The sequence below is a fragment of the Salisediminibacterium halotolerans genome, assembly GCF_003814815.1.
Classification (GTDB): Bacteria; Bacillota; Bacilli; order Bacillales; family Salisediminibacteriaceae; genus Salisediminibacterium; species Salisediminibacterium halotolerans.
Map to the genome: position 1 here is coordinate 424,669 of NZ_RKQQ01000002.1, position 20,108 is coordinate 444,776.

A 20,108-nucleotide genomic window follows, 5' to 3' on the forward strand; every position below is an offset into this window, starting at 1 on the left:
AGTACTTTTCAATAGAAAATAGTAATTGAGAACCCTTATCACATCGGGCTTTGCGGACGTTTGGCAATCTTGCAGTCAGTGTAGTAAACTTTAGTTTGCAGAGAGGGGCGAGAAGGATTGAAAAGTGCTGAACGATTATTGCTTGCGGCGATTCAATCAGCCGGTGCTGAAAGATCGCTAAATGGCGTGAAGCATATATTAAAAGGCAAACGGTCTGCGCAGACAATTCAAGATGTCCGCTTTTTTCAATGCGAGCGCATAACGGCTTCGTTAAAAGATGCGCCTGAAGTTAACATTGAAAGTATTGTCTCAGCTTTAAAAGAGCGCGGCTGTATTCGAAGCGGGCCGGCAGATACCCATCATCTTACTGCTGAAGGAGTCCGTTATTTCCAAGAACTCGAGGATGATGTGCCTTTTCCGGCGACTTACCACGGGATGCCGTACGAGTGGCATTCGGCAGCGAACGGTTTCTGGCAGCGGCTTCGGCTGCTCATTCAAACGTTGGGCAATCTTCAATACGATATCCGTTTTTTTCAGCCTGTCAGTTATGATTATACTGTTCAGCGCGATGTCAAAACCGTATTGAATCACAGTTCTTACAGCAAAGATCAACAGAGCAGGCAATTGTATCAAGAGGTTGAATCAGTGCTGACAAGGTTTTCCGATCAAGAAGCAGAAATATTTGTCCGCCGATTAACATCAGCATTTTCGGCGGGAAAGACATACACGCAGCTGGCAGCAGAGAAGGGGAAAGATGAGCTTTATATTCATTTTTTACACAGGGGAATCATTCATGAAATGATTCAGCTCAGTGCCAAGGAGAGCGAGTCATTTCCTTTATTAAAAAGACTTGTTCCGGCTATTCCGAACCAGACGTCTGTAACGGAGACAGCGGCTAAAACACATGAGTACATAAAAGCCGGCAAGATGTTAAGGGAGATTGCTGCAACTAGAGGTCTGAAATTATCGACGATTGAAGATCATGTTGTTGAAATTGCCCTTCACGACGACGCATTTGATCCGGCCGATTATATAACAAACGAGGTCATAACTATGGCTGCAAACAAAGCAGCCGACCTCGGGACTTCCAGGCTCAAAACGATTAAGGAAAACCTGCCTGACGGAATAACCTATTTTCAGATCAGGCTGGCACTGGCGATAAAATCGGGAAGAAGTTGACGTGATCGAACAGGAGGCCTGAACGGATGAGTGATTTGGAAAACGAACTTAGGCGGCATTTCGGCTACCGCTCCTTTCGTCCTTATCAAAAAGAAGTGGTTGAAAGTGTATTAGCTGAAAGCGATACGATCGCTTTTTTACCAACTGGGATGGGGAAAAGCTTGTGTTACCAACTTCCTGCCAAGTTAATGACGGGACTCACGATTGTTGTCTCACCGCTTGTTTCTTTGATGGAAGATCAAGTTATTCAGCTGAGGTCAAAAGGCGAAAAAAATGCCGCCCATCTCAGCAGTCTCTTATCAAACGAGGAGCGGCGCTTTGTTTTGAAACATTTAAATAGATGGTCCCTTTTGTTTGTATCACCAGAGATGCTCTCTCAGCAGTGGCTTGTGAAAAAGCTTGCCGCAAGGAAAGTATCGCTTTTCGTCGTAGACGAGGCCCATTGTATCTCGCAGTGGGGTCATGAATTCCGCACCGATTACCTTCGGCTTGCTGATGTGAGGAAATCTTTAGGACAGCCGGTATGTTTAGCGCTGACTGCAACCGCTACACAAGAAGTTGAGGAAGATATCGTGTCAAAAATGCATATGGTCCGTCCCGAGCGCTTTCGGGCCCCTGTCAATCGGGGAAATATCTTTTTGCAAGTGCACACGTGCGAAAATGAGTACGAAAAACAGCGTGAATTTGTTAAATATTTGCAAGGATTCGCCCAACCTGCGATTTGTTATGCAGGTACAAGACAAGACGCTGAAGACTATGCGCACCTTGCAGCAAAGACGGGCGGTTTGCGAACTGCTTACTATCACGGCGGAGTGTCAAAAGAAGATCGGATCATGATTCAGCAACAGTTTTTAAATGATGAACTGGACATGATATGTGCGACAAATGCGTTTGGAATGGGCATTGATAAATCTGACATCCGAACGATTATTCATTTATATTTGCCGCAATCGGTTGAACAGTATCTTCAGGAAACGGGGCGCGCAGGACGTGACGGCGGACAAAGCGCGGCAAAAATGATTGTTGCTGGAGATGATGTCCGCTTATCATTGAGAATGCTGCAAAGGGATTTGCCCGACAGCCGAATCATTGCAAGTATTTTTCCAGGCGGACTGTATCATCGTCCCTTCTGGAATGAAACGGCAGAATTGGCCGGTTTAGAAGATATTTATCATCGCATGCTACATTTTTATTTGGAGCAAGCCGGCGCCCTTAAGGAGGGGAAATGGGATTATACTGTTCAGACGGAAGAAATAAAAGAGCGTTTGCTCGAACGATTCCGGCGGCGCCGGTTTGAAAAGGAGCGTCAATACAAGAAAATGCAGGAATTTTTAAACAAAGATACTTGTATCCGTGCGTTGATCCGAGATTATTTTAATGAAGAACCAGAGAGTCAATTGTCTTTATGCTGTAATGTTTGTCATCCGAATAGTCAGGTTGATGCGAAAATGAACGCCGGCTCATTTCAAACCGATAGTGCCCCGGTAAACGGGTCCGGATCTTGGCGCAATATGCTGCAGACGATCTTACGGCAAAGCGAGGAGACTTGACAGCTCATGAACAAACAGGCAGAACTTGTTCAGCGAATGACCGATAAAGAATTGCTGTTAAATTTATACGTATCACAGCTTATTATATTGACAGCGGCAGCTGTTTTAAGCAGATGGTTTTTCGGCGATGTCCTTCATTTCATCAACCTTATCGAATGGAGCAGGGCCGATTTGACCGCCGGAATCTTCTTTGCTTTAATAGTGGTATGTCTTCAACTTGCGATGTATCAGCTCTTGCCGTCATCATGGCTGGATGACGGAGGCATCAATATGCGGATGTTTGCCCGCCGTCATCCGGCTCATATTGTTTGGCTTTCAGTAATCGTCGGCTTTAGCGAGGAAGTTCTTTTTCGTGCAGTGCTGCAAGAACAATTCGGCCTTGTTTTGGCATCGGCAGCTTTCGCACTGATTCACATCCGCTATTTAGCAAAACCGGTCTTATTTACGACGGTTGTCGTGCTCAGTTTTTCCCTCGGACTACTATATATTTACACAGGGAATTTATTGACGGTTATTACAGCGCATATTTTCATCGATATGCTGCTCGGTTTTTATATTAAAAGCAAGCACAAGTCCTTACACGGACGAAAGGAGAAATGGGATGCCAACGGACTTTGAAAGCCGTCAAAACGAAGCGAAAGACGTTTATGATCATGAATGGAGCGCAGCTGAACTTCCTTCGAGAACAGAACGGCACCGGCATAAAAAAAAGCAGTCAAACGAGGAGCAAGCTGCTGGCGGACAATCTGAAGAGAGCGAGTTCAGAGGCGGAACGTCTCGGCTTCCGCTTGTCCGAATATGGCTGATTCTTTTTCTGTTTATTATAGGTGTCGTTCTGTCGTACCCGGTCTGGAGTGAAATCTGAGAATTCGTTGAATAAAAGAATTCTCAGAATGTAGACAAATTATTATTTTGACGTAAGCCGCGCAACCACTACCCTCCGCTTGCCCCGGGCAAGGACTCAGCTAGTATTCGGCGGCCTGAGACCGCCGAATACGGATCTTCGTCTCTTGCTTTCCCGGAGGCGTCGGAGGAGTGGATGCATGGTTTCTTTTTTATGAATACACTCGCTTCAAAAAAGAGGATAACCCAGCATTCCGGCTTTCTCGTGCGGGATAGCGAGACCCTGCAGGGCATCAGCCCGAAGCGGCTCGGCGCTCGCCCGCGGACTAGTAAGACACGGCGAAGTCTTATTGAGCTGATGTCGCAGTGATACCTTCAGGTGAAAGAAGCCGAACGATGCGTCGTCATCCGTTCCTTTTAATAGGACATCGATCGATGTCATGACTTTGTCAACACTCTAAGAATTCGTTGAATAAACGAATTCTTTTGTTATTTTTTACATTTTGATGAAAGAATTTACCTTTTATTGAAAGCGTTTTCAAAAACGTAGTATACTAACAATACACGGACTATATTTAGCTTAAATAAGATTTTGGCAAGGAGCGGGTGGCGATGGAAAAAGTCGTTGTGAACAGAGAGAGGTGCAAAGGGTGCGGGCTTTGTTTGCATGCCTGCGCGTTTTCACTTCTGCAGTTTTCTGCTAAAGCAAATGCAAAAGGATACTACCCTCCAAAGATGACAGACGAAAGCCGGTGCACGAGCTGCGCAGCCTGTGCACGAATTTGTCCTGACACGGCGTTGAGCGTGTACCGTCCGCAATAGCTTATCGGGTTTATCTTAAGCAACCAGACTGAGGAGTGGGAAATATGACAAAATTACTTATGAAGGGCAATGAAGTGATCGGTGAAGCTGCGATTCAAGCAGGGTGTTATCATTTTTTCGGCTATCCGATCACGCCGCAAAGTGAGCTAGTTGCATATATGGCGAAACGTTTGCCGGAGGAAGGCGGGACGTTTGTACAGGCAGAAAGCGAAGTTGCAGCGATCAATATGGTTTACGGGGCGGCATCGGCAGGTGTCAGGGCGATGACGTCATCATCCAGTCCTGGTTTCAGCTTAAAGCAAGAGGGGATCAGTTATCTTGCGGGCGCTGAACTGCCGGCTGTGATTGTCAATGTCGCCCGCGGCGGTCCAGGGCTGGGTAATATTCAGCCGGCTCAATCGGATTATTTTCAGGCGACAAGAGGGGGCGGTCACGGTGATTATTATACACCTGTTTTGGCGCCGTTCACGTTACAAGAAACGATCGAGCTGACTGCCGAAGCCTTCAGGCTTGCTGATGTTTACCGAACACCGGTCGTCTTACTGACAGACGGACTTTTAGGGCAAATGATGGAGCCGGTTGTTTTTCAACAGAGCAGCACGCCGGTGCAAACTGAATCACATAATGATTGGGCTTTGCAGGGGACCGGCGGTATCAGAGCGCCGCGGTCGGTAACTTCGCTTGAATTAAATGCTTCAGGGCTGGAAAAACGCAATCTCAAACTGCAAGAAAAATATCAGCTGATTAATCAATCAGAGCAGCAGGCTGATGTTTATTTTGCTGAAGATGCCGACTGGTTTGTTACAGCTTACGGATCGGTTGCCCGAACGGCGTTGAGTGCGGTGAAACATGCCCGATCAGAAGGTGTGAATGTAGGTCTTATCCGCCCTGTTTCGTTATGGCCTTTTCCAACCGAGACGTACAGTGCTTTATGTGAAAAGACAGATCAAATTTTAGTTGTTGAAATGAGCGCGGGCCAAATGATTGACGATGTTAAGCTGTCTGTCAATTCAAGTGTCGAAGTCGTCTTTTACGGCAGAATGGGCGGGGCGGTACCGGATCCGGAGGAGATTTTTGATGTCATTATCGAAAATGCGAAAGGAGTGCCGAAAAAATGAAACCAGTTTTTACAAAGACCGCCGGATTAACGGATAAACCTACTCACTATTGTCCCGGATGCACTCACGGCGTTATTCACCGCCTGACAGCGGAAGTGCTGGAAGAACTATCTCTCATTGGACAGACAGTCGGCGTTGCTTCTGTCGGCTGTTCCGTCTTAGCGTATGACTATTTCAATTGTGACATGACACAAGCGGCCCACGGCCGGGCTCCAGCCGTAGCAACAGGACTTAAACGAGCTCTGTCAGATGATAAAATCGTTTTTACGTACCAAGGGGACGGAGATTTGGCATCGATTGGAATAGGCGAGATTATTCATGCTGCGGCGAGAAACGAAAATATTACCGTTATTTTTGTTAATAATGCGATATACGGAATGACCGGGGGACAAATGGCGCCCACGACGTTAAGCGGGCAAAAAACAGCGACGACACCAGAAGGGCGGAGCCCGGAATCGGAGGGTTCACCGATTCGTGTGGCAGAAATGCTTGCGACACTCGATGGACCGCGATATATTGAAAGGGTGTCTGTACACGATCAAAAACATATGCTGCAAGCGAAAAAAGCATTAAAACGCGCGTTTAAAGCTCAAAAAGATTTAGCAGGTTTTACGTTTGTTGAACTGCTCTCAACGTGTCCGACGAATTGGGGGCTCAGTCCGCAAGATTCACTCAATTGGCTCAGTTTGCATTTATCAGCTGCTTATCCGCCGGGTGTTTATAAAAACACATTAGATCGAGAGGTGCAGTGAATGAAAGCAGAGATCATTATTGCAGGCTTCGGAGGGCAAGGGGTTATGTCAATCGGGCAGGTGCTGGCCTATGCCGGCATGCATGCCGGCAAACAGGTTTCTTGGATGCCGTCATACGGACCGGAACAACGCGGGGGAACCGCTCACGTTTCTGTTGTAATCTCCGATGATGCCGTTGATTCACCGATTGTTTCTGTCCCTTCATACGCCGTGATTCTTAATGACCCTTCCTTAGAGAAATTTCTTCCGAAAATAAGTACAAACGGGGTTTTGCTGATAAACAGCGACTGTATTACATCAGAGGTGGAGCGAAAGGATCTTTATATTGCTGAGATCGGGGCTTCATCGATTGCAGCTGCAATCGGCAATGAACGGGTCAGCGGCATCGTGCTGCTCGGCGCGCTTGTGCAAATGACAAGTTTGATCAGCCGTGAAGATTTAACTAAAGGTTTGGCAGATGTGTTCGGCGGTGAAAAACAGCATTTACTCGCCATGAATGAAGCAGCCTTGCAAGCCGGGGAACGTGCGGCTGAAATTAATTTTACATTCCCGATTATTTAACCGGAAAGGATGTTGTAAATGGTAAACGAAGTGAAATCAGATATTGAAATCGCTCAAGAGGCTGATATGATCAAGATTCAAGAGTTTGCAAGCAGGCTTGGAATCAAAGAAGATGAACTGGAACCTTACGGTCATTATAAAGGCAAAATCTCGTATTCTTTTATGGATCGCATGAAGGATCAGCCGAACGGACACACAGTTTTAGTGACGGCGATTAATCCGACACCGGCAGGCGAAGGCAAATCAACGGTTACGGTCGGTCTCGGCCAAGCGATGAATAAAATCGGCAAAAATACCGTGATAGCTCTGCGCGAACCGTCACTAGGTCCGACAATGGGGGTCAAAGGCGGGGCAGCCGGGGGCGGCCGCTCTCAAGTTGTGCCGATGGAAGATATAAACCTGCACTTTACAGGAGATATTCATGCGATAACTACCGCGCACAATGCGTTATCGGCGCTCATCGACAATCATATCCACCGCGGAAATGAACTTCGTATTGATGTCCGCCGTATAACCTGGAAGAGAGTCGTTGATTTAAATGACCGAGCTCTTCGCAACGTTACAGTCGGCATGGGCGGTCCGCTCCACGGAATGCCCCGTGAGGATGGTTTTGATATCACTGTAGCTTCAGAAATTATGGCAGTTCTCTGTTTGGCAAGCAGTCTGTCGGATTTAAAAAAACGGTTAGCGGCGATCGTTATCGGTTATACAGCTGATCAGGCAGCGATTACGGTGCACGACCTTGAAGCAGAAGGCGCCTTGACAGTTTTGCTTAAAGAAGCAATTAAACCTAATTTAGTGCAGACATTGGAAAACACCCCGGCGCTTATTCACGGGGGGCCGTTTGCGAATATCGCACACGGATGCAACAGCGTCACCGCTACAAATATGGCCCGCAAGCTGGGGGACTATGTTATTACAGAAGCAGGATTTGGCGCCGATTTAGGCGCGGAGAAATTTTTAAACATAAAAACGCGGGCCGGAGAGATCGATCCGAGTCTTGTTGTCATTGTCGCGACCGTACGCGCATTGAAAATGCACGGCGGTGTCGCAAAAGATCATCTTAAGGCTGAGAATGTTGAAGCGTTGAAAAAAGGATTAGCGAACCTAAAAAAACATGTTGAAACGATCGAGGCTTACAATCTTCCGCACGTCGTCGCAATCAATAAGTTTGTTCACGACACTGACGAAGAAATACAGACATTGAAGCAATGGTGTGAAGATCAAGGTATCAACGTTGAGCTTGCTGATGTATGGGCGCAAGGAGGAGAAGGCGGCAAAGACCTTGCTTCTAAGGTCGTATCTGAAATTGAAAACAGCAAGCACAGCTTTAAACCGCTGTATACATTGCAAGAGCCGGTCAAAGAGAAGATCAATAAAATTGCCCGGACCGTTTACGGCGCAAACGGTGCTACGTTTTCTGCAGAAGCGGAAAAACAGCTGGATTTTTTTGCTGAAAACGGCTGGACGGATTTACCCGTCTGTATGGCTAAAACGCAATATTCACTTTCAGATGACCCCGGTAAAATCGGGCGGCCTGAAGGGTTCACTATTCATATCCGTGAACTTCGTCCTTCACTCGGCGCCGGGTTTCTCGTTGCACTGACAGGAAATATCATGACGATGCCGGGACTGCCAAAACGCCCGGCGGCAATGAACATGGACGTTGATGAAAACGGAAAAACAGTCGGGTTGTTTTAAAAAAGCGGGGTTTTAACGTCTCCTCTAAGGCATGATTTGTTATGAAAGCGGGCGAAACGTCCGCTTTTTTGTATTTATTTGTTGTATAAGCGTTTCTGCTATATACTGTTATCGAAGGAATAGTGTGTACTAACATGATTTTTAAAATCGAGCTGCAATAAAATCAACTACATAAATATTCATGGCAAAATTGTTTGAAACAGCTTAGCGGCGAAATGCCATGTAAATTCATAAAAAAGCGTGAAGAAGGTGTCCAGATATGAAAGATTTTGACGGGAAGTACAACATCAAAGCTGTTTCGAACATGCTCAATATTCATCCCGGCACATTGCGCGCTTGGGAGCGGCGTTATCAGGTGATTCAACCGGTCAGAAATGATGCAGGTCATCGTCTTTATACAGACGAGCACGTAAAAATATTGCAATGGATCATTTCACAAGTGGAAAAAGGATTTACCGTCGGCCAGGCGGTTGATCTCTTGAATAAAGACGAACTTTTAAGAAACGATGAAACGGAAATGTTTGCCCAAGATCAAATGCAATTAACGAAACAGGAAATAAAACATGCGCTTTTAAATTTTAATGAGAACGGAGCAAACAGCCACCTTGATTATGCGTTTAATGTTTTTTCGACTGAACGTGTCGTCATTACAATCTTAGGCAGTACTATGTTAGATATAGGAGATATGTGGGAACGCGGTGAAATCACTACGGCCCATGAACATTTTGTTACGCAGTATATCCGGACAAAAATCGGCATGGTTTTTCAAAACCTCCCTATCAACGGGATGCTTCCGAAAGTGGTTTGTGTTTGCGGTCCGGGCGAACAGCACGAAATCGGCCTGTTGATTTTCACGTTTTTCCTCCGCCGCCGCGGTTATGAAACGATCTACCTTGGAGCGGGGATTCCCGAAGAAGATGTTTTACAAGTTACGAAAGAAGTCGAAGCTGAATATACCGTTATTTCTTGTACCCATGACGATCACTTAAATCGTACACTCATGTTAGTCGATTATTTACACGAATCACTGCCTCGTTTAACGATTGGATTAGGCGGAGCAGCTGTTGAGCGGTTAAGTGAAGACGAAAAAGCAGCCTACGCTGAATTTTTAGTCGGTTCATCGGAAAACTCATGGCTGAATTGGCTTAATAAAAGGAAATTGCGCAAAGGATAATGCCGGCGAACTGACAATCATTAAATGAAATGGATGTATTTTTTAATGCCCGGGTATAGAAAAATCGTCTGCAGTTCTATATGATAGAGTCAGAAAACCGTTTAAAGCGGTGTATGCATCAGAATCTTACCAGGGGTGAAAATATGGGAGATAACGGTACAGAAAAACAATCAGTAAACGATCATACTGAAGAAAAAAATGTGCTGGAGTCTACACAAACGATTATAAAACAGGCGTTGGATAAACTGGGGTACCAAGAGGAAGTGTTCCAGCTTTTGAAAGAACCGGTGCGAATGATGACAGTGCGGATTCCGGTGCGCATGGATGACGGTTCAGTCAAAATTTTCACAGGCTACCGCGCTCAGCATAATGACGCTGTTGGACCGACGAAAGGAGGCGTCCGCTTCCATCCGGAAGTGTCTGAGACCGAAGTGAAAGCCTTGTCCATCTGGATGAGTTTAAAAGCGGGGATCGTTGATTTGCCTTATGGCGGCGGCAAAGGGGGCATTGTCTGCGACCCGCGGGAGATGTCTTTTTTAGAAGTGGAACGCTTAAGCCGAGGCTATGTTCGGTCGATCAGCCAGATCGTCGGACCGACCAAAGATATTCCCGCGCCGGACGTTTTAACGAATTCACAGATTATGGCTTGGATGATGGATGAGTACAGCCGTATGCGGGAATTTGATTCATCAGGATTTATTACCGGTAAACCTTTAGTATTAGGCGGTTCTCATGGACGTGAGTCAGCTACGGCTAAAGGTGTGACGATTTGCATCCGCGAAGCGGCAAAGAAAAAGGGGATTTCAATGGACGGGGCCCGGGTTGCGATTCAAGGGTTCGGCAATGCCGGCAGTTTCCTCGCTAAATTTATGTTTGATGAAGGCGCGAAAGTCGTCGCTGTTTCGGATGTATACGGTGCCCTTTACGACCCGGAAGGCCTTGATATTGATTATTTATTAGACCGGCGTGACAGTTTCGGAACCGTGACGAATTTGTTTTCTGACACGTTGACAAACGAAGAATTATTAGAAGTTGATTGTGATATTCTCGTTCCGGCTGCAATCGAGAATCAAATCACAGAGAACAACGCTGATAAGATTCAAGCGTCGATTATTGTCGAGGCGGCTAACGGGCCGACGACGATCGGTGCCACGAAAAAGCTGCACAATCGCGGTGTGCTGTTAATTCCGGATGTGCTTGCGAGTGCAGGCGGAGTGACGGTGTCATATTTTGAATGGGTGCAAAATAATCAAGGTTATTACTGGGGCGAAGAAGAAGTGGCCGAGAAACTGGAAAAATTAATTTGTGCCGCATTCGATAATGTGTACCGTGTAGCGAATATGCGAAATACGGATATGCGATTGGCGGCATACATGGTCGGGGTCAGAAGAATGGCGGAAGCGAGCCGATTCAGAGGCTGGATTTAACGGCAGTTAAAAACTCGTGTACCAAAAGAATTCCTTTCAATGTCGAAAAGGGGATTCTTTTTGATATTATATCGATTAATTGAGGTGACATTTGTGAATCAAGAAGAAGAAATCATTGTTATCGGCGGCGGGCCGTGCGGATTGTCAGCCGCGATTGAACTGCAAAACAAAGGGTTCTCACCGCTTATAATAGAGCAGGGAAATATCGTCCATTCTCTTTTTCATTATCCGACTCATCAACAGTTTTTCAGTACGAGCGATAAGCTGGCGATAGGAGGAATTCCTTTTTTCAGTACAGAAAGAAAGCCGAAGCGAAACGAAGCATTGGTTTACTATCGTGAAGTAGTGCATCAAAAACAGCTGCGCATTCGATCTTATGAAAAAGTAACGCAGGCATACAAACAACAAGATGGTTCTTTTCAGCTGCAGACGAAAGAAAAAACCGGAAACATCCGACACTACCGTGCGAAAGCACTCGTGATCGCCATCGGGTATTACAACTCGCCGAATCGCATGAACGTGCCGGGTGAAGAGTATCCCCATGTTTATCATTATTTCCATGAAGCGCATCCGTTTTTTGACCAAAAAGTTGCTGTCATCGGCGGGAAAAATTCAGCGGTAGATGCCGCGCTTGAGCTTGAGAAAGCAGGCGCCGAAGTGACGGTTTATTATCGGGGAAATGATTATTCGGAAAGTATTAAGCCGTGGATCCTCCCTGAATTCACGTCGTTAATTAAAAACGGGAAAATCAGTATGTACTTTAACACGGAAGTGACAGAGATTCATCAAGATGCGATTGATATTGTTGTCAACGGGGAGGACCGCGAAAAACATAAAGCGGATTTTGTCTTTGCGATGACAGGATACCATCCAGATCATTCGTTTATCCGGTCAATAGGGGTCAGTGTTGATGAAACGACGGGACGGCCGATGTTTGACCCGGAAACAATGGAAACGAATATTCACGGGGTTTATATTGCCGGTGTTATTGCTGCCGGGAATAACGCGAACGAAATCTTCATCGAAAACGGACGGCATCACGGCAGCTATATTGCTGAGAATTTGGCAGAAAAATGGAGCTGATACGATGAAAAAAGTCGCTGTGCTAACAACAGGCGGAACGATTGCGAGCAAACAAAACGAACGAGGGAAATTAGAAGCAGGCGTGTACAGCGGCGAAGAAATGGCAGAAAAACTCGGTTTGCCGGCGAATATTCAAGTTGAAATATTTTCTGTATTCCAAAAGCCGAGTTCGCATATAACATTTGCCGACTTGAATAATATTCGCCTTTTAATTGAATCGCTGCGTGAACAATTTGACGGGGCAGTTATTACTCACGGGACAGATACGTTAGAAGAGTCGGCTTACTATATGGACTTAATTTCAGATACCCATATCCCGGTTGTATTTACCGGGTCACAGCGTTCGCCGGATGACCTTGGCAGCGATGCGTATATTAACCTCCGTCATGCCGTTTATACCGCTGCTGACCCGCAAATATCGGGGGTAGGCGTCACTGTCGTGTTTAATGAACGGATTTTTGCGGCCCGCTATGTTAAAAAAGAACACGCCTCGAATATTCAAGGCTTTAATTCATTTGGATTCGGTTATCTCGGGATCATTGATAATGATGAATTGTACTTGTACCAAAAGCCGGTGAAACATGAACAGTATGATGTGTCGGAAAAAGAGGTTCATGTAGATATCGTCAAAACGTATATGAACGCCGGAGGACATTTGATTCGAGCCTCAGCAGCTATCGGCGCAGACGGCATTGTGTTGGAAGGTTTCGGACGGGGACAAGTTGAACCGAACATGGTGGAAGCGGTCCAGGATGCGTTGGATCAAGGAATATATGTTGTCATTACAACAGCTTCGGAAGAAGGCGCGGTTTATCCGACTTATGAGTATACCGGGAGTACATATGACCTTTACAGACGCGGGGCCATTTTAGGCAGCGATTATGACAGCAAAAAAGCACGGATAAAACTCGTTGCAAGTTTAAAAGCGGGAATAAACCCGGCAGAGGCATTCCGTGTATAAACCGATCGGAAGAAGGATTTCCTCATGATGTTGATAGTACTGACAGCTTCTTTTGCGCCCGGCATTGCTTTATTAATGTTCTTATATTTTAAAGACGAATTAGAGTATGAACCTTTAACAGCTGTATTCAAAAGTTTTATTATCGGTATGCTTTTAGTTATCCCGGTAACGTATTTTCAATTTGTCAGTTCAGAAGTGTCGGATTTTTTTGACCACCCGGCCGGTGCTGCATTCATTCAAACGGGTTTTATTGAAGAAATGGTGAAGTGGTCGGCGGTGTATTTGTTTGTGTTTCTGCATAACGGTTTTCAGCGTCAATATGACGGTATCATTTATGCAAGTGCTGTTGCGCTCGGGTTTGCCTCGCTCGAAAATTTATTATACATTCAGTTTATCGGTTTGGATATTGCATTTTACCGGGCGCTTTTTCCTGTTTCTGTTCATGCGCTGCTCGGAGTTGTCATGGGCTACTATTTTGCCAGAGCGAAATTTCATCACAGCCGGATGCGGCCGTTTTTAGGAATGGCTCTTTTGATCCCGATTATATTGCACGGTCTGTACCAATTCATATTAATTCAGCTTTCTGAATGGGTGTACGCACTAATCCCCTTTATGATATTCTTATGGATGTTTGCGATGAGAAAAGTGAAGAAGGCTAATGATTTGGAGATTCGTCATTTAGAAGCCGGCGCTGTCGAATAATTTGAAGTGAACCGGGCTTCATTGTATAGTTGGAGAAAGAGTTCTGTAAAAAAGGATCGAAACGATTAACGTGCAAAGGAGTGAGTGTATTTGCCACAGGCTAAGCAACGATACAAAGTCATTATACGGTGTAAAAACTGCGGAGAGAAATACATTCTTCGCGGCCGTTACAATGAAGATGGCGGGCTGGATACCGGGTTTAAACGCTGTGTATGCGGCAACGAAGCAAATTTCGACGAAGATGTATCGCTAGAAGAATAAACCAGGAAAAGTGCGGCAGATTGTCCGCACTTTTTTATATCAAAATTGTTTCTAATAGACGCAGGATTTTTCTATGAAGTGTCGAATACACGTCATAGAGATAATTAGATAATTCGTTAAAGCAGGAGGATGCTATGATCAAAGTCGGAACAACGGTGCAGATGGAATTGGAAGCTGGCGAAACGGGAGAGCGCCTTCGATACCGTTCGAAAGTGCTCGACAGCAGCGAAGAGGTGCTGTTTATTGACTATCCTGTGAGCGAAAATTCCGGAAAACCGAATTATTTTTTGCAGGGAACACAATTTCGGCTTTGGTTTGTCGGCAATGATGAAGCTGTTTATTTATTTGAGACGGAAGTTCTCGGCAAATCAGCCGAGGAAGTGCCGATGCTGAAATTAAAAGATCCGGGAAGTGACCGGTATCTCCGAGTTCAGCGCCGAGAGTATGTCCGGGTTGAAACCGCAGTGGATTGCGCTGTCTATTCGGTTGATAAAAGCTTTTCGCCCTTTACATCTGTCACAGCTGACATCAGCGGCGGCGGTATCGCTTTAATTCTTCCGGAAAACCATGGCATTGAAAAAAACAAAACGGCAGATTTATGGATGATTTTGCCTTTCCGCTCCGGCGAAATGAACTACATTCACACGTATGCAGAAACAGTACGAGTGATCGATGACCGAAGACCTCTTAAGGCTTCTTTCAAGTTCACTGATATCAGCGACCATGACAGACAAGCGATCGTGCGTTACTGTTTTGAGAGGCAGTTAGAAGCGAAACGAAAAGAACGTTTAAATGTCTGACCTGTCTGAGATTATAAAAGACCGGAAAAAAATAGACCTAATTCTGTTAAATATGATAATATATGCGATAGAAAGGCGTAATCTTCTGTTGAAAGGATTTCTGACTCATGACAAAGTGGAACTTAGCAATTGATGGGCCTGCAGGTGCAGGGAAAAGTACTGTGGCTAAACGTGTAGCCGACCAATTATCGATGGTTTATATCGATACGGGCGCGATGTATCGTGCTCTGACATGGCTGGCTTTAAATAAAGACGTAAATATTCACGATGAAGCTGAAATGCATCATCTTTTAAAAGAGAGTGATATCCGTTTGCGCGGTCCGGAGGGAGAAGAGGGGATTTACGTAAACGGGACGAACGTATCAAAGGCGATCAGAGAGCCGCAAGTTACAAATAATGTTTCTTATACAGCGCAGCATGCGGCTATCCGTAAAGAGATGCTCAGAAAACAGCAGCTTTTGGCTGCTGAAGGAGGGACTGTTATGGACGGCCGTGATATTGGTACGGCCGTGCTCCCGAATGCCGAAGTAAAAATTTTTTTGACGGCATCGACAGATGAACGGGCCAAAAGAAGATACGAAGAAGAAATTGCCAAAGGCATGGATTCCGATTTTGAAAAGCTGAAAAAAGAGATTGCGGAACGCGATAAAATTGATTCTGAGCGGACGGAAGCGCCGTTAAAAAAAGCCTCTGATGCGGTTGAACTTGATACGACAGAGTTGACTGTTGATGAAGCCGTTAATAAAATTTGCCTGATTGCTGAAAAGCGGGTCGATGCAGATGAATAAAAGGTTGTATCATGCCGGGCAATTCGTTTGCCGAATGTTTTTTCGGCTGTTTTATCGGGTAGAGATAATAGGTAAAGAAAATATTCCATCCGACCGGGGCGTGTTAATGTGCAGCAATCACATCAACAACTTAGATCCGCCGCTTGTCGGAGCCTTCTTAAAGCGGGAAACCCGCTTTATGGCAAAAGCAGAACTGTTTGAAGCGCCGGTGTTGAAAAAGCTCCTCCCAAAATTGGGCGCATTTCCGATCAGGCGCGGAACGAGTGATCGGCAAGCTATGCGAACAGGGCTCGGCCTGTTAAAAGAAAGAGAACTGGTCGGTGTTTTTCCAGAAGGAACCCGCAGTAAAACAGGCCGGCTCGGAGACGGATTAAGCGGTGTCGGATTCTTTGCATTGCGATCCGAAGCTGATGTTATCCCATGTGCGGTAATCGGTTCTTATAAACCGTTCAGCCGGATTAAACTCATTTACGGCGAGCCGTTAAACATGCAGCCGTTGCGAGAGAATAAAGCGTCGCCGGAACAATCGACAAAGGCGATCATGAGCGGCATTCAAGCTCTGTTGGATGAACATAAGACATCGTGAAGTTTCCGCTGATGTTCCTTTCACAGCCGTGAAAGATAATCATAAATCAAGTGCAGCAAGCCTTGGATAGGCCAAGGCAAAACAAGGTTACTTAGGAGGTTATCGGCAATGTCAGAAGAAATGAACAACGAAATGGCAGATTTTAATTCTTTATCTGAAGGAGATGTAACGAAAGGCACTGTCTCCAAAGTCGAAGAGAGACAAGCTTTTATTAATGTCGGTTATAAAATGGACGGGGTCGTACCGATCAGTGAATTATCAAGCCTGCACGTCGAAAATGTCAGTGATGTTTTGAGTGAAGGCGATGAGCATGAGTTTAAAGTCATTAAACTGTCAGAGGATGAGCTTATTCTATCCAAACGGGCCGTTCAAGCTGAAAAGGCTTGGGATGAAATGGAGAAAAGGCTTGAAACAGGGGAAGCGTTCGAAGCAACGGTCGCCGATGTTGTTAAAGGCGGACTTGTCGTCGACGTGGGTGTCCGCGGTTTTATTCCCGCTTCTTTAGTTGAACGTCATTACGTTGAAGATTTTGCAGATTATCAAGGAAAAACACTGCGGCTAAAAGTTGTCGAGATGGACCGTGAGCGTAACAAGCTTATTCTTTCACAGCGTGCAGTGTTAGATCAGGAAGCGACGGAACGAAAGAAAGAAACGTTAGAAGCGATGAAAGAAGGCGATGAGCTCGAAGGAACCGTTCAACGTATTACAGACTTCGGCGCATTTATTGATGTTGGCGGTGTTGACGGTTTAGTGCATATTTCGCAAATCGCTCACCATCACGTGGAAAACCCTTCTGAAGTCGTCAGTGAAGGCGATAAAGTTAACGTCAAAGTTTTATCAGTCGACCCTGATAATGAGCGTATTTCACTCTCGATTAAGGATACGCAGCCCGGACCTTGGGAAATGGTTGAAGGCAAGGTCCATCAAGGAGATGTCGTTGAGGGCAATGTGAAGCGGCTTGTGAATTTTGGAGCTTTCGTTGAAGTTGCTCCCGGTGTTGAAGGGCTCGTGCACATTTCGCAAATTGCAAACCGCCATATCGGAAAACCGGGCGAAGTATTAGAAGAAGGCGATACGGTCCAAGCTAAAGTGCTTGACGTTAATTTAGCCGAGAAAAGAATATCCCTCAGCATCCGGGCTTTAGAAGAAGAGAGCGCGGCGCAAGAAGAAAAGGCGCAAAAAGACGAATATGAGAAAGAAGACGATCAATCTGGTTTCAGCTTAGGTGATGTGATCGGCGATCAGCTGAAAAAATATCGCGATGATTAATTAAAAATCAGACAGCAGGTGGTTTTGTGAGTCGTTCAGAACGTAAAATGGATCATGTTAAAAACGCTTTGAGCACAGGCCAATCGCGTCAGTCCGGGCTGGATGATGTCACATTTGTTCATAACACGTTGCCGGGAACGGCTGTAGAAAATATTTCTTTACTTTCTGAAATCGGCGGACTGCATTTAAGTTCGCCGATTTTTATCAACGCGATGACAGGAGGCGGAGGACGCAATACGGAAACGATTAACCGCCAGCTAGCTCAGCTGGCGAATGTTTTTCATATTCCGATTGCTGTCGGTTCGCAAATGTCAGCGATAAAAGACTCTTCAGAAGCCCATACTTACAAAGTGGTCCGTCAATACCACCCGTGCGGACTGATATTTGCTAACGTCGGGAGCGAGGCATCTGTTGATGAAGCCCGTTATTGTGTCGATTTGCTGGAAGCGGACGCTTTGCAGATTCACCTTAATGTCATCCAAGAGCTGGTTATGCCGGAAGGCGACAGAGATTTTCGAGGAGCACTTGAACGAATAGAAGCAATCGTGTCGTCTGTCAACGTTCCGGTCATAGTTAAGGAAGTCGGATTCGGCATGAGCCGGGAAACGGTCAGCAAACTTTACTCCGCGGGTGTCGAAATAGTTGATATCGGCGGTTACGGAGGGACAAATTTTGCCAAGATTGAAAACGCCCGCCGCGATGATCCGATGACTTTTTTTAATGATTGGGGCATCCCGACAACGGTGTCTGTGATTGAAGCAGCGAGTGTCCCGGAGAAACGTGAAATCCTTGCAACAGGCGGCATCCAGACTGCCTTTGATGCAGCTAAAGTTATTGCGTTAGGCGCAAATGCAGCAGGCATGGCAGGCCGCGTCTTGTATTGGATGCAAAATGACGGTTTTGAACAAACAATCAGCCATTTGGAACGTGTTTTTGACGAACTGAAGATGATTATGGCAGCAACAGGCGCAGGATCCATTAAAGAATTGCAGCAGTCCCCGCTTATCATTAGCGGTAATACGAAAGCGTGGCTGAATGAACGAGGGATAGATACCGAGAAGTTTGCTCGGCGCGGATGATTTATTGAAGATTCCACATATTGCTTAGTGGAATCTTTTTGTATGATCGGATGTTTCTTTCTGGCTTAATAGCAAGTATAATAAACATGCATGAAAATCGTTTGAAAGTGAGGAACATACGTTGGTTAAACCAGTTTTTGCAATCGTAGGACGCCCGAATGTCGGGAAATCGACGATATTTAACAGAATCGTCGGAGAACGTGTATCAATAGTTGAAGATAAACCCGGGATAACAAGGGATCGGATATATCATTCTGCTGAATGGCTCAATCAAGACTTTTTTGTCATTGATACAGGCGGAATTGATATGGGGGATGAACCGTTAATTGAAAAGATGCGTCATCAAGCAGAATTAGCGATCGATGAAGCAGATGTGATTTGCTTTGTTGTGAACGGACGCGAAGGTATCACAGCGGCAGATGAAGAAATCGCGCAGCTTTTGCACCGCTCAAAAAAACCGGTCATTTTAGCCGTTAACAAAATGGACGATCCGTCGCTTCATGAAAAGCTGTACGAATTTTACAGCTTGGGCTTGGGCGAGCCTCATCCGGTATCCGGTTCACACGGCCGCGGATTCGGCGATATGCTTGATGCGGCAAAAGAATACTTTCCGGCTGATAAGCCGCCGGAATACGATGATGAAACGATTCGCTTAAGCTTAATCGGCCGCCCGAATGTCGGGAAATCATCGCTAGTGAATGCGATCTTAGGAGAAGAACGGGTTATCGTCAGTGATATACCCGGCACAACACGCGATGCGGTTGATACAGCATTTAAAAAAGACGAGCAGGATTACGTTGTCATTGATACAGCAGGTATGAGAAAGCGCGGAAAAGTGTATGAGTCGACCGAGAAATACAGTGTATTGCGGGCTTTAAAAGCCATTGAACGTTCGAACGTCGTGCTTGTACTGATTGACGGGGAAGAAGGCATTATTGAACAAGATAAAAAAATTGCCGGTTATGCCCATGAAGCAGGGCGGGCTGTTGTGATTGTCGTGAACAAATGGGATGCAGTCGAAAAAGATGACAAAACGATGCGTGAATTTGAAAACAAGATTCGCGATGAGTTTGCTTACCTTGACTATGCTCCGATTGTCTTTTTATCAGCCAAAACGAAAAAACGCGTTCAGCATTTATTGCCGGTCGTTAATCAAGTCAGTGAATCGCATAACTTGCGGGTGCCGACAAATGTTCTTAACGACGTGATCGTTGACGCGGTAACGATGAACCCTACACCGACGAGTGCAGGCGGGAGAAGGCTCCGGATTAATTACACAACGCAAGTGTCAGTCGCGCCGCCGACGTTTATTTTGTTTGTCAACGATCCGGATTTACTGCACTTTTCATATCGCAGATATTTGGAAAACCGTATTCGCGATGCGTTTGGATTTGCCGGAACACCAATTCATATTTTAGCAAGAAAAAAACGAGACTGATTGTTCGTTAAGAA

22 protein-coding genes are annotated in these 20,108 nt (G+C 45.7%); 21 read left to right on the forward strand and 1 reads right to left on the reverse strand.

Translation table 11 applies throughout. The features are described from left to right. Positions 1-117: 117 nt before the first annotated feature. The 4 genes from EDD67_RS05060 to EDD67_RS05075 are packed head-to-tail and all read left to right on the forward strand — an operon-like array spanning position 118 to position 3,594. Positions 118-1,179, forward strand: coding sequence for a YpbB family protein (locus EDD67_RS05060; RefSeq protein ID WP_121438858.1), 1,062 nt, complete (start codon positions 118-120; stop codon positions 1,177-1,179). Positions 1,180-1,205: 26 nt separating this feature from the next. Beyond that, positions 1,206-2,729: a RecQ family ATP-dependent DNA helicase gene (locus EDD67_RS05065; protein ID WP_121438857.1), complete on the forward strand. Its 1,524-nt coding sequence runs from the start codon at positions 1,206-1,208 to the stop codon at positions 2,727-2,729. Between the two features lie 6 nt (positions 2,730-2,735). Further along, entirely contained in the window at positions 2,736-3,347 is a 612-nt protein-coding gene (locus tag EDD67_RS05070; protein ID WP_121438856.1) for a CPBP family intramembrane glutamic endopeptidase, read from the forward strand. Further along, positions 3,331-3,594, forward strand: a complete 264-nt coding sequence (locus EDD67_RS05075) for a hypothetical protein (RefSeq protein ID WP_093071566.1) — start codon at positions 3,331-3,333, stop codon at positions 3,592-3,594. Before EDD67_RS05070 ends, EDD67_RS05075 begins: the two co-directional genes overlap by 17 nt. 207 nt (positions 3,595-3,801) lie before the next feature. On the opposite strand, the gene EDD67_RS05080 is transcribed toward EDD67_RS05075, so the two are convergent. After that, the gene (locus EDD67_RS05080; RefSeq protein WP_123875804.1) at positions 3,802-4,014 is read right to left on the reverse strand and encodes a hypothetical protein; all 213 of its coding nucleotides are present in this window, start codon (positions 4,012-4,014) and stop codon (positions 3,802-3,804) included. Between the two features lie 170 nt (positions 4,015-4,184). Here EDD67_RS05080 and EDD67_RS14215 point away from each other — a divergent pair, with 170 nt between their 5' ends. From EDD67_RS14215 to der, 17 genes are all read left to right on the forward strand, one after another. Beyond that, positions 4,185-4,394 carry an ATP-binding protein gene (locus EDD67_RS14215; RefSeq protein WP_121438855.1) on the forward strand — a complete coding sequence of 70 codons (210 nt, stop codon included), beginning with the start codon at positions 4,185-4,187 and terminating at the stop codon, positions 4,392-4,394. Between the two features lie 44 nt (positions 4,395-4,438). Then, complete coding sequence (locus EDD67_RS05090) at positions 4,439-5,512, forward strand: 3-methyl-2-oxobutanoate dehydrogenase subunit VorB (RefSeq protein ID WP_121438854.1); 1,074 nt, start codon at positions 4,439-4,441, stop codon at positions 5,510-5,512. After that, entirely contained in the window at positions 5,509-6,264 is a 756-nt protein-coding gene (locus EDD67_RS05095) for a thiamine pyrophosphate-dependent enzyme (protein ID WP_121438853.1), read from the forward strand. The genes EDD67_RS05090 and EDD67_RS05095 overlap by 4 nt, the downstream gene beginning before the upstream one ends. Continuing rightward, a complete protein-coding gene (locus EDD67_RS05100) occupies positions 6,265-6,825 on the forward strand; it encodes a 2-oxoacid:ferredoxin oxidoreductase subunit gamma family protein (RefSeq protein WP_121438852.1) in 561 nt (186 codons plus the stop codon). Positions 6,826-6,843: 18 nt separating this feature from the next. Further along, a complete protein-coding gene (locus EDD67_RS05105; RefSeq protein WP_121438851.1) occupies positions 6,844-8,526 on the forward strand; it encodes a formate--tetrahydrofolate ligase in 1,683 nt (560 codons plus the stop codon). A 259-nt stretch (positions 8,527-8,785) separates the two neighbouring features. Further along, positions 8,786-9,700, forward strand: a complete 915-nt coding sequence (locus EDD67_RS05110; protein WP_121438850.1) for a MerR family transcriptional regulator — start codon at positions 8,786-8,788, stop codon at positions 9,698-9,700. 143 nt (positions 9,701-9,843) lie between these two features. Next, positions 9,844-11,127 carry a Glu/Leu/Phe/Val family dehydrogenase gene (locus EDD67_RS05115; RefSeq protein WP_121438849.1) on the forward strand — a complete coding sequence of 428 codons (1,284 nt, stop codon included), beginning with the start codon at positions 9,844-9,846 and terminating at the stop codon, positions 11,125-11,127. A gap of 60 nt (positions 11,128-11,187) precedes the next feature. Beyond that, positions 11,188-12,210 carry a YpdA family putative bacillithiol disulfide reductase gene (locus tag EDD67_RS05120; protein WP_242005919.1) on the forward strand — a complete coding sequence of 341 codons (1,023 nt, stop codon included), beginning with the start codon at positions 11,188-11,190 and terminating at the stop codon, positions 12,208-12,210. Positions 12,211-12,214: 4 nt separating this feature from the next. Then, positions 12,215-13,171, forward strand: a complete 957-nt coding sequence (locus EDD67_RS05125; RefSeq protein WP_121438847.1) for an asparaginase — start codon at positions 12,215-12,217, stop codon at positions 13,169-13,171. Positions 13,172-13,195: 24 nt separating this feature from the next. Next, a complete protein-coding gene (prsW, locus tag EDD67_RS05130) occupies positions 13,196-13,873 on the forward strand; it encodes a glutamic-type intramembrane protease PrsW (protein ID WP_242005918.1) in 678 nt (225 codons plus the stop codon). 90 nt (positions 13,874-13,963) lie between these two features. Continuing rightward, positions 13,964-14,134: a hypothetical protein gene (locus tag EDD67_RS13835; RefSeq protein WP_162843782.1), complete on the forward strand. Its 171-nt coding sequence runs from the start codon at positions 13,964-13,966 to the stop codon at positions 14,132-14,134. Positions 14,135-14,268: 134 nt separating this feature from the next. After that, the gene (locus EDD67_RS05135) at positions 14,269-14,934 is read left to right on the forward strand and encodes a flagellar brake protein (RefSeq protein ID WP_093071555.1); all 666 of its coding nucleotides are present in this window, start codon (positions 14,269-14,271) and stop codon (positions 14,932-14,934) included. A gap of 107 nt (positions 14,935-15,041) precedes the next feature. Beyond that, on the forward strand, positions 15,042-15,722 hold the full coding sequence (gene cmk, locus EDD67_RS05140) for a (d)CMP kinase (RefSeq protein ID WP_093071554.1): 681 nt from the start codon (positions 15,042-15,044) through the stop codon (positions 15,720-15,722). Beyond that, complete coding sequence (locus EDD67_RS05145) at positions 15,715-16,308, forward strand: lysophospholipid acyltransferase family protein (RefSeq protein ID WP_177169594.1); 594 nt, start codon at positions 15,715-15,717, stop codon at positions 16,306-16,308. Before cmk ends, EDD67_RS05145 begins: the two co-directional genes overlap by 8 nt. A 108-nt stretch (positions 16,309-16,416) precedes the next feature. After that, positions 16,417-17,577 (forward strand): 30S ribosomal protein S1, encoded by a 1,161-nt coding sequence (gene rpsA / locus EDD67_RS05150; protein WP_121438846.1) that lies wholly within the window; start codon positions 16,417-16,419, stop codon positions 17,575-17,577. Positions 17,578-17,603: 26 nt separating this feature from the next. Next, positions 17,604-18,656: a type 2 isopentenyl-diphosphate Delta-isomerase gene (fni, locus tag EDD67_RS05155; RefSeq protein ID WP_121438845.1), complete on the forward strand. Its 1,053-nt coding sequence runs from the start codon at positions 17,604-17,606 to the stop codon at positions 18,654-18,656. Between the two features lie 121 nt (positions 18,657-18,777). After that, positions 18,778-20,094, forward strand: a complete 1,317-nt coding sequence (gene der, locus EDD67_RS05160) for a ribosome biogenesis GTPase Der (protein ID WP_121438844.1) — start codon at positions 18,778-18,780, stop codon at positions 20,092-20,094. The last annotated feature ends 14 nt before the right edge of the window (positions 20,095-20,108 follow it).

Excerpts from the sequence above, each read along its gene's own strand:
- EDD67_RS05145 (WP_177169594.1), top strand. The coding sequence starts at position 15,715 with ATGAATAAAAGGTTGTATCATGCCGGGCAATTCGTTTGCCGAATGTTT.
- EDD67_RS05065 (WP_121438857.1), top strand. The coding sequence starts at position 1,206 with ATGAGTGATTTGGAAAACGAACTTAGGCGGCATTTCGGCTACCGCTCC.
- EDD67_RS05100 (WP_121438852.1), top strand. The coding sequence starts at position 6,265 with ATGAAAGCAGAGATCATTATTGCAGGCTTCGGAGGGCAAGGGGTTATG.
- EDD67_RS05105 (WP_121438851.1), top strand. The coding sequence starts at position 6,844 with ATGGTAAACGAAGTGAAATCAGATATTGAAATCGCTCAAGAGGCTGAT.
- EDD67_RS05135 (WP_093071555.1), top strand. The coding sequence starts at position 14,269 with ATGATCAAAGTCGGAACAACGGTGCAGATGGAATTGGAAGCTGGCGAA.
- prsW (WP_242005918.1), top strand. The coding sequence starts at position 13,196 with ATGATGTTGATAGTACTGACAGCTTCTTTTGCGCCCGGCATTGCTTTA.
- EDD67_RS05070 (WP_121438856.1), top strand. The coding sequence starts at position 2,736 with ATGAACAAACAGGCAGAACTTGTTCAGCGAATGACCGATAAAGAATTG.
- rpsA (WP_121438846.1), top strand. The coding sequence starts at position 16,417 with ATGTCAGAAGAAATGAACAACGAAATGGCAGATTTTAATTCTTTATCT.
- EDD67_RS05125 (WP_121438847.1), top strand. The coding sequence starts at position 12,215 with ATGAAAAAAGTCGCTGTGCTAACAACAGGCGGAACGATTGCGAGCAAA.
- EDD67_RS05080 (WP_123875804.1), bottom strand. The coding sequence starts at position 4,014 with ATGACATCGATCGATGTCCTATTAAAAGGAACGGATGACGACGCATCG.
- EDD67_RS05090 (WP_121438854.1), top strand. The coding sequence starts at position 4,439 with ATGACAAAATTACTTATGAAGGGCAATGAAGTGATCGGTGAAGCTGCG.
- EDD67_RS05095 (WP_121438853.1), top strand. The coding sequence starts at position 5,509 with ATGAAACCAGTTTTTACAAAGACCGCCGGATTAACGGATAAACCTACT.
- cmk (WP_093071554.1), top strand. The coding sequence starts at position 15,042 with ATGACAAAGTGGAACTTAGCAATTGATGGGCCTGCAGGTGCAGGGAAA.
- EDD67_RS05075 (WP_093071566.1), top strand. The coding sequence starts at position 3,331 with ATGCCAACGGACTTTGAAAGCCGTCAAAACGAAGCGAAAGACGTTTAT.
- EDD67_RS05110 (WP_121438850.1), top strand. The coding sequence starts at position 8,786 with ATGAAAGATTTTGACGGGAAGTACAACATCAAAGCTGTTTCGAACATG.
- EDD67_RS05115 (WP_121438849.1), top strand. The coding sequence starts at position 9,844 with ATGGGAGATAACGGTACAGAAAAACAATCAGTAAACGATCATACTGAA.
- EDD67_RS14215 (WP_121438855.1), top strand. The coding sequence starts at position 4,185 with ATGGAAAAAGTCGTTGTGAACAGAGAGAGGTGCAAAGGGTGCGGGCTT.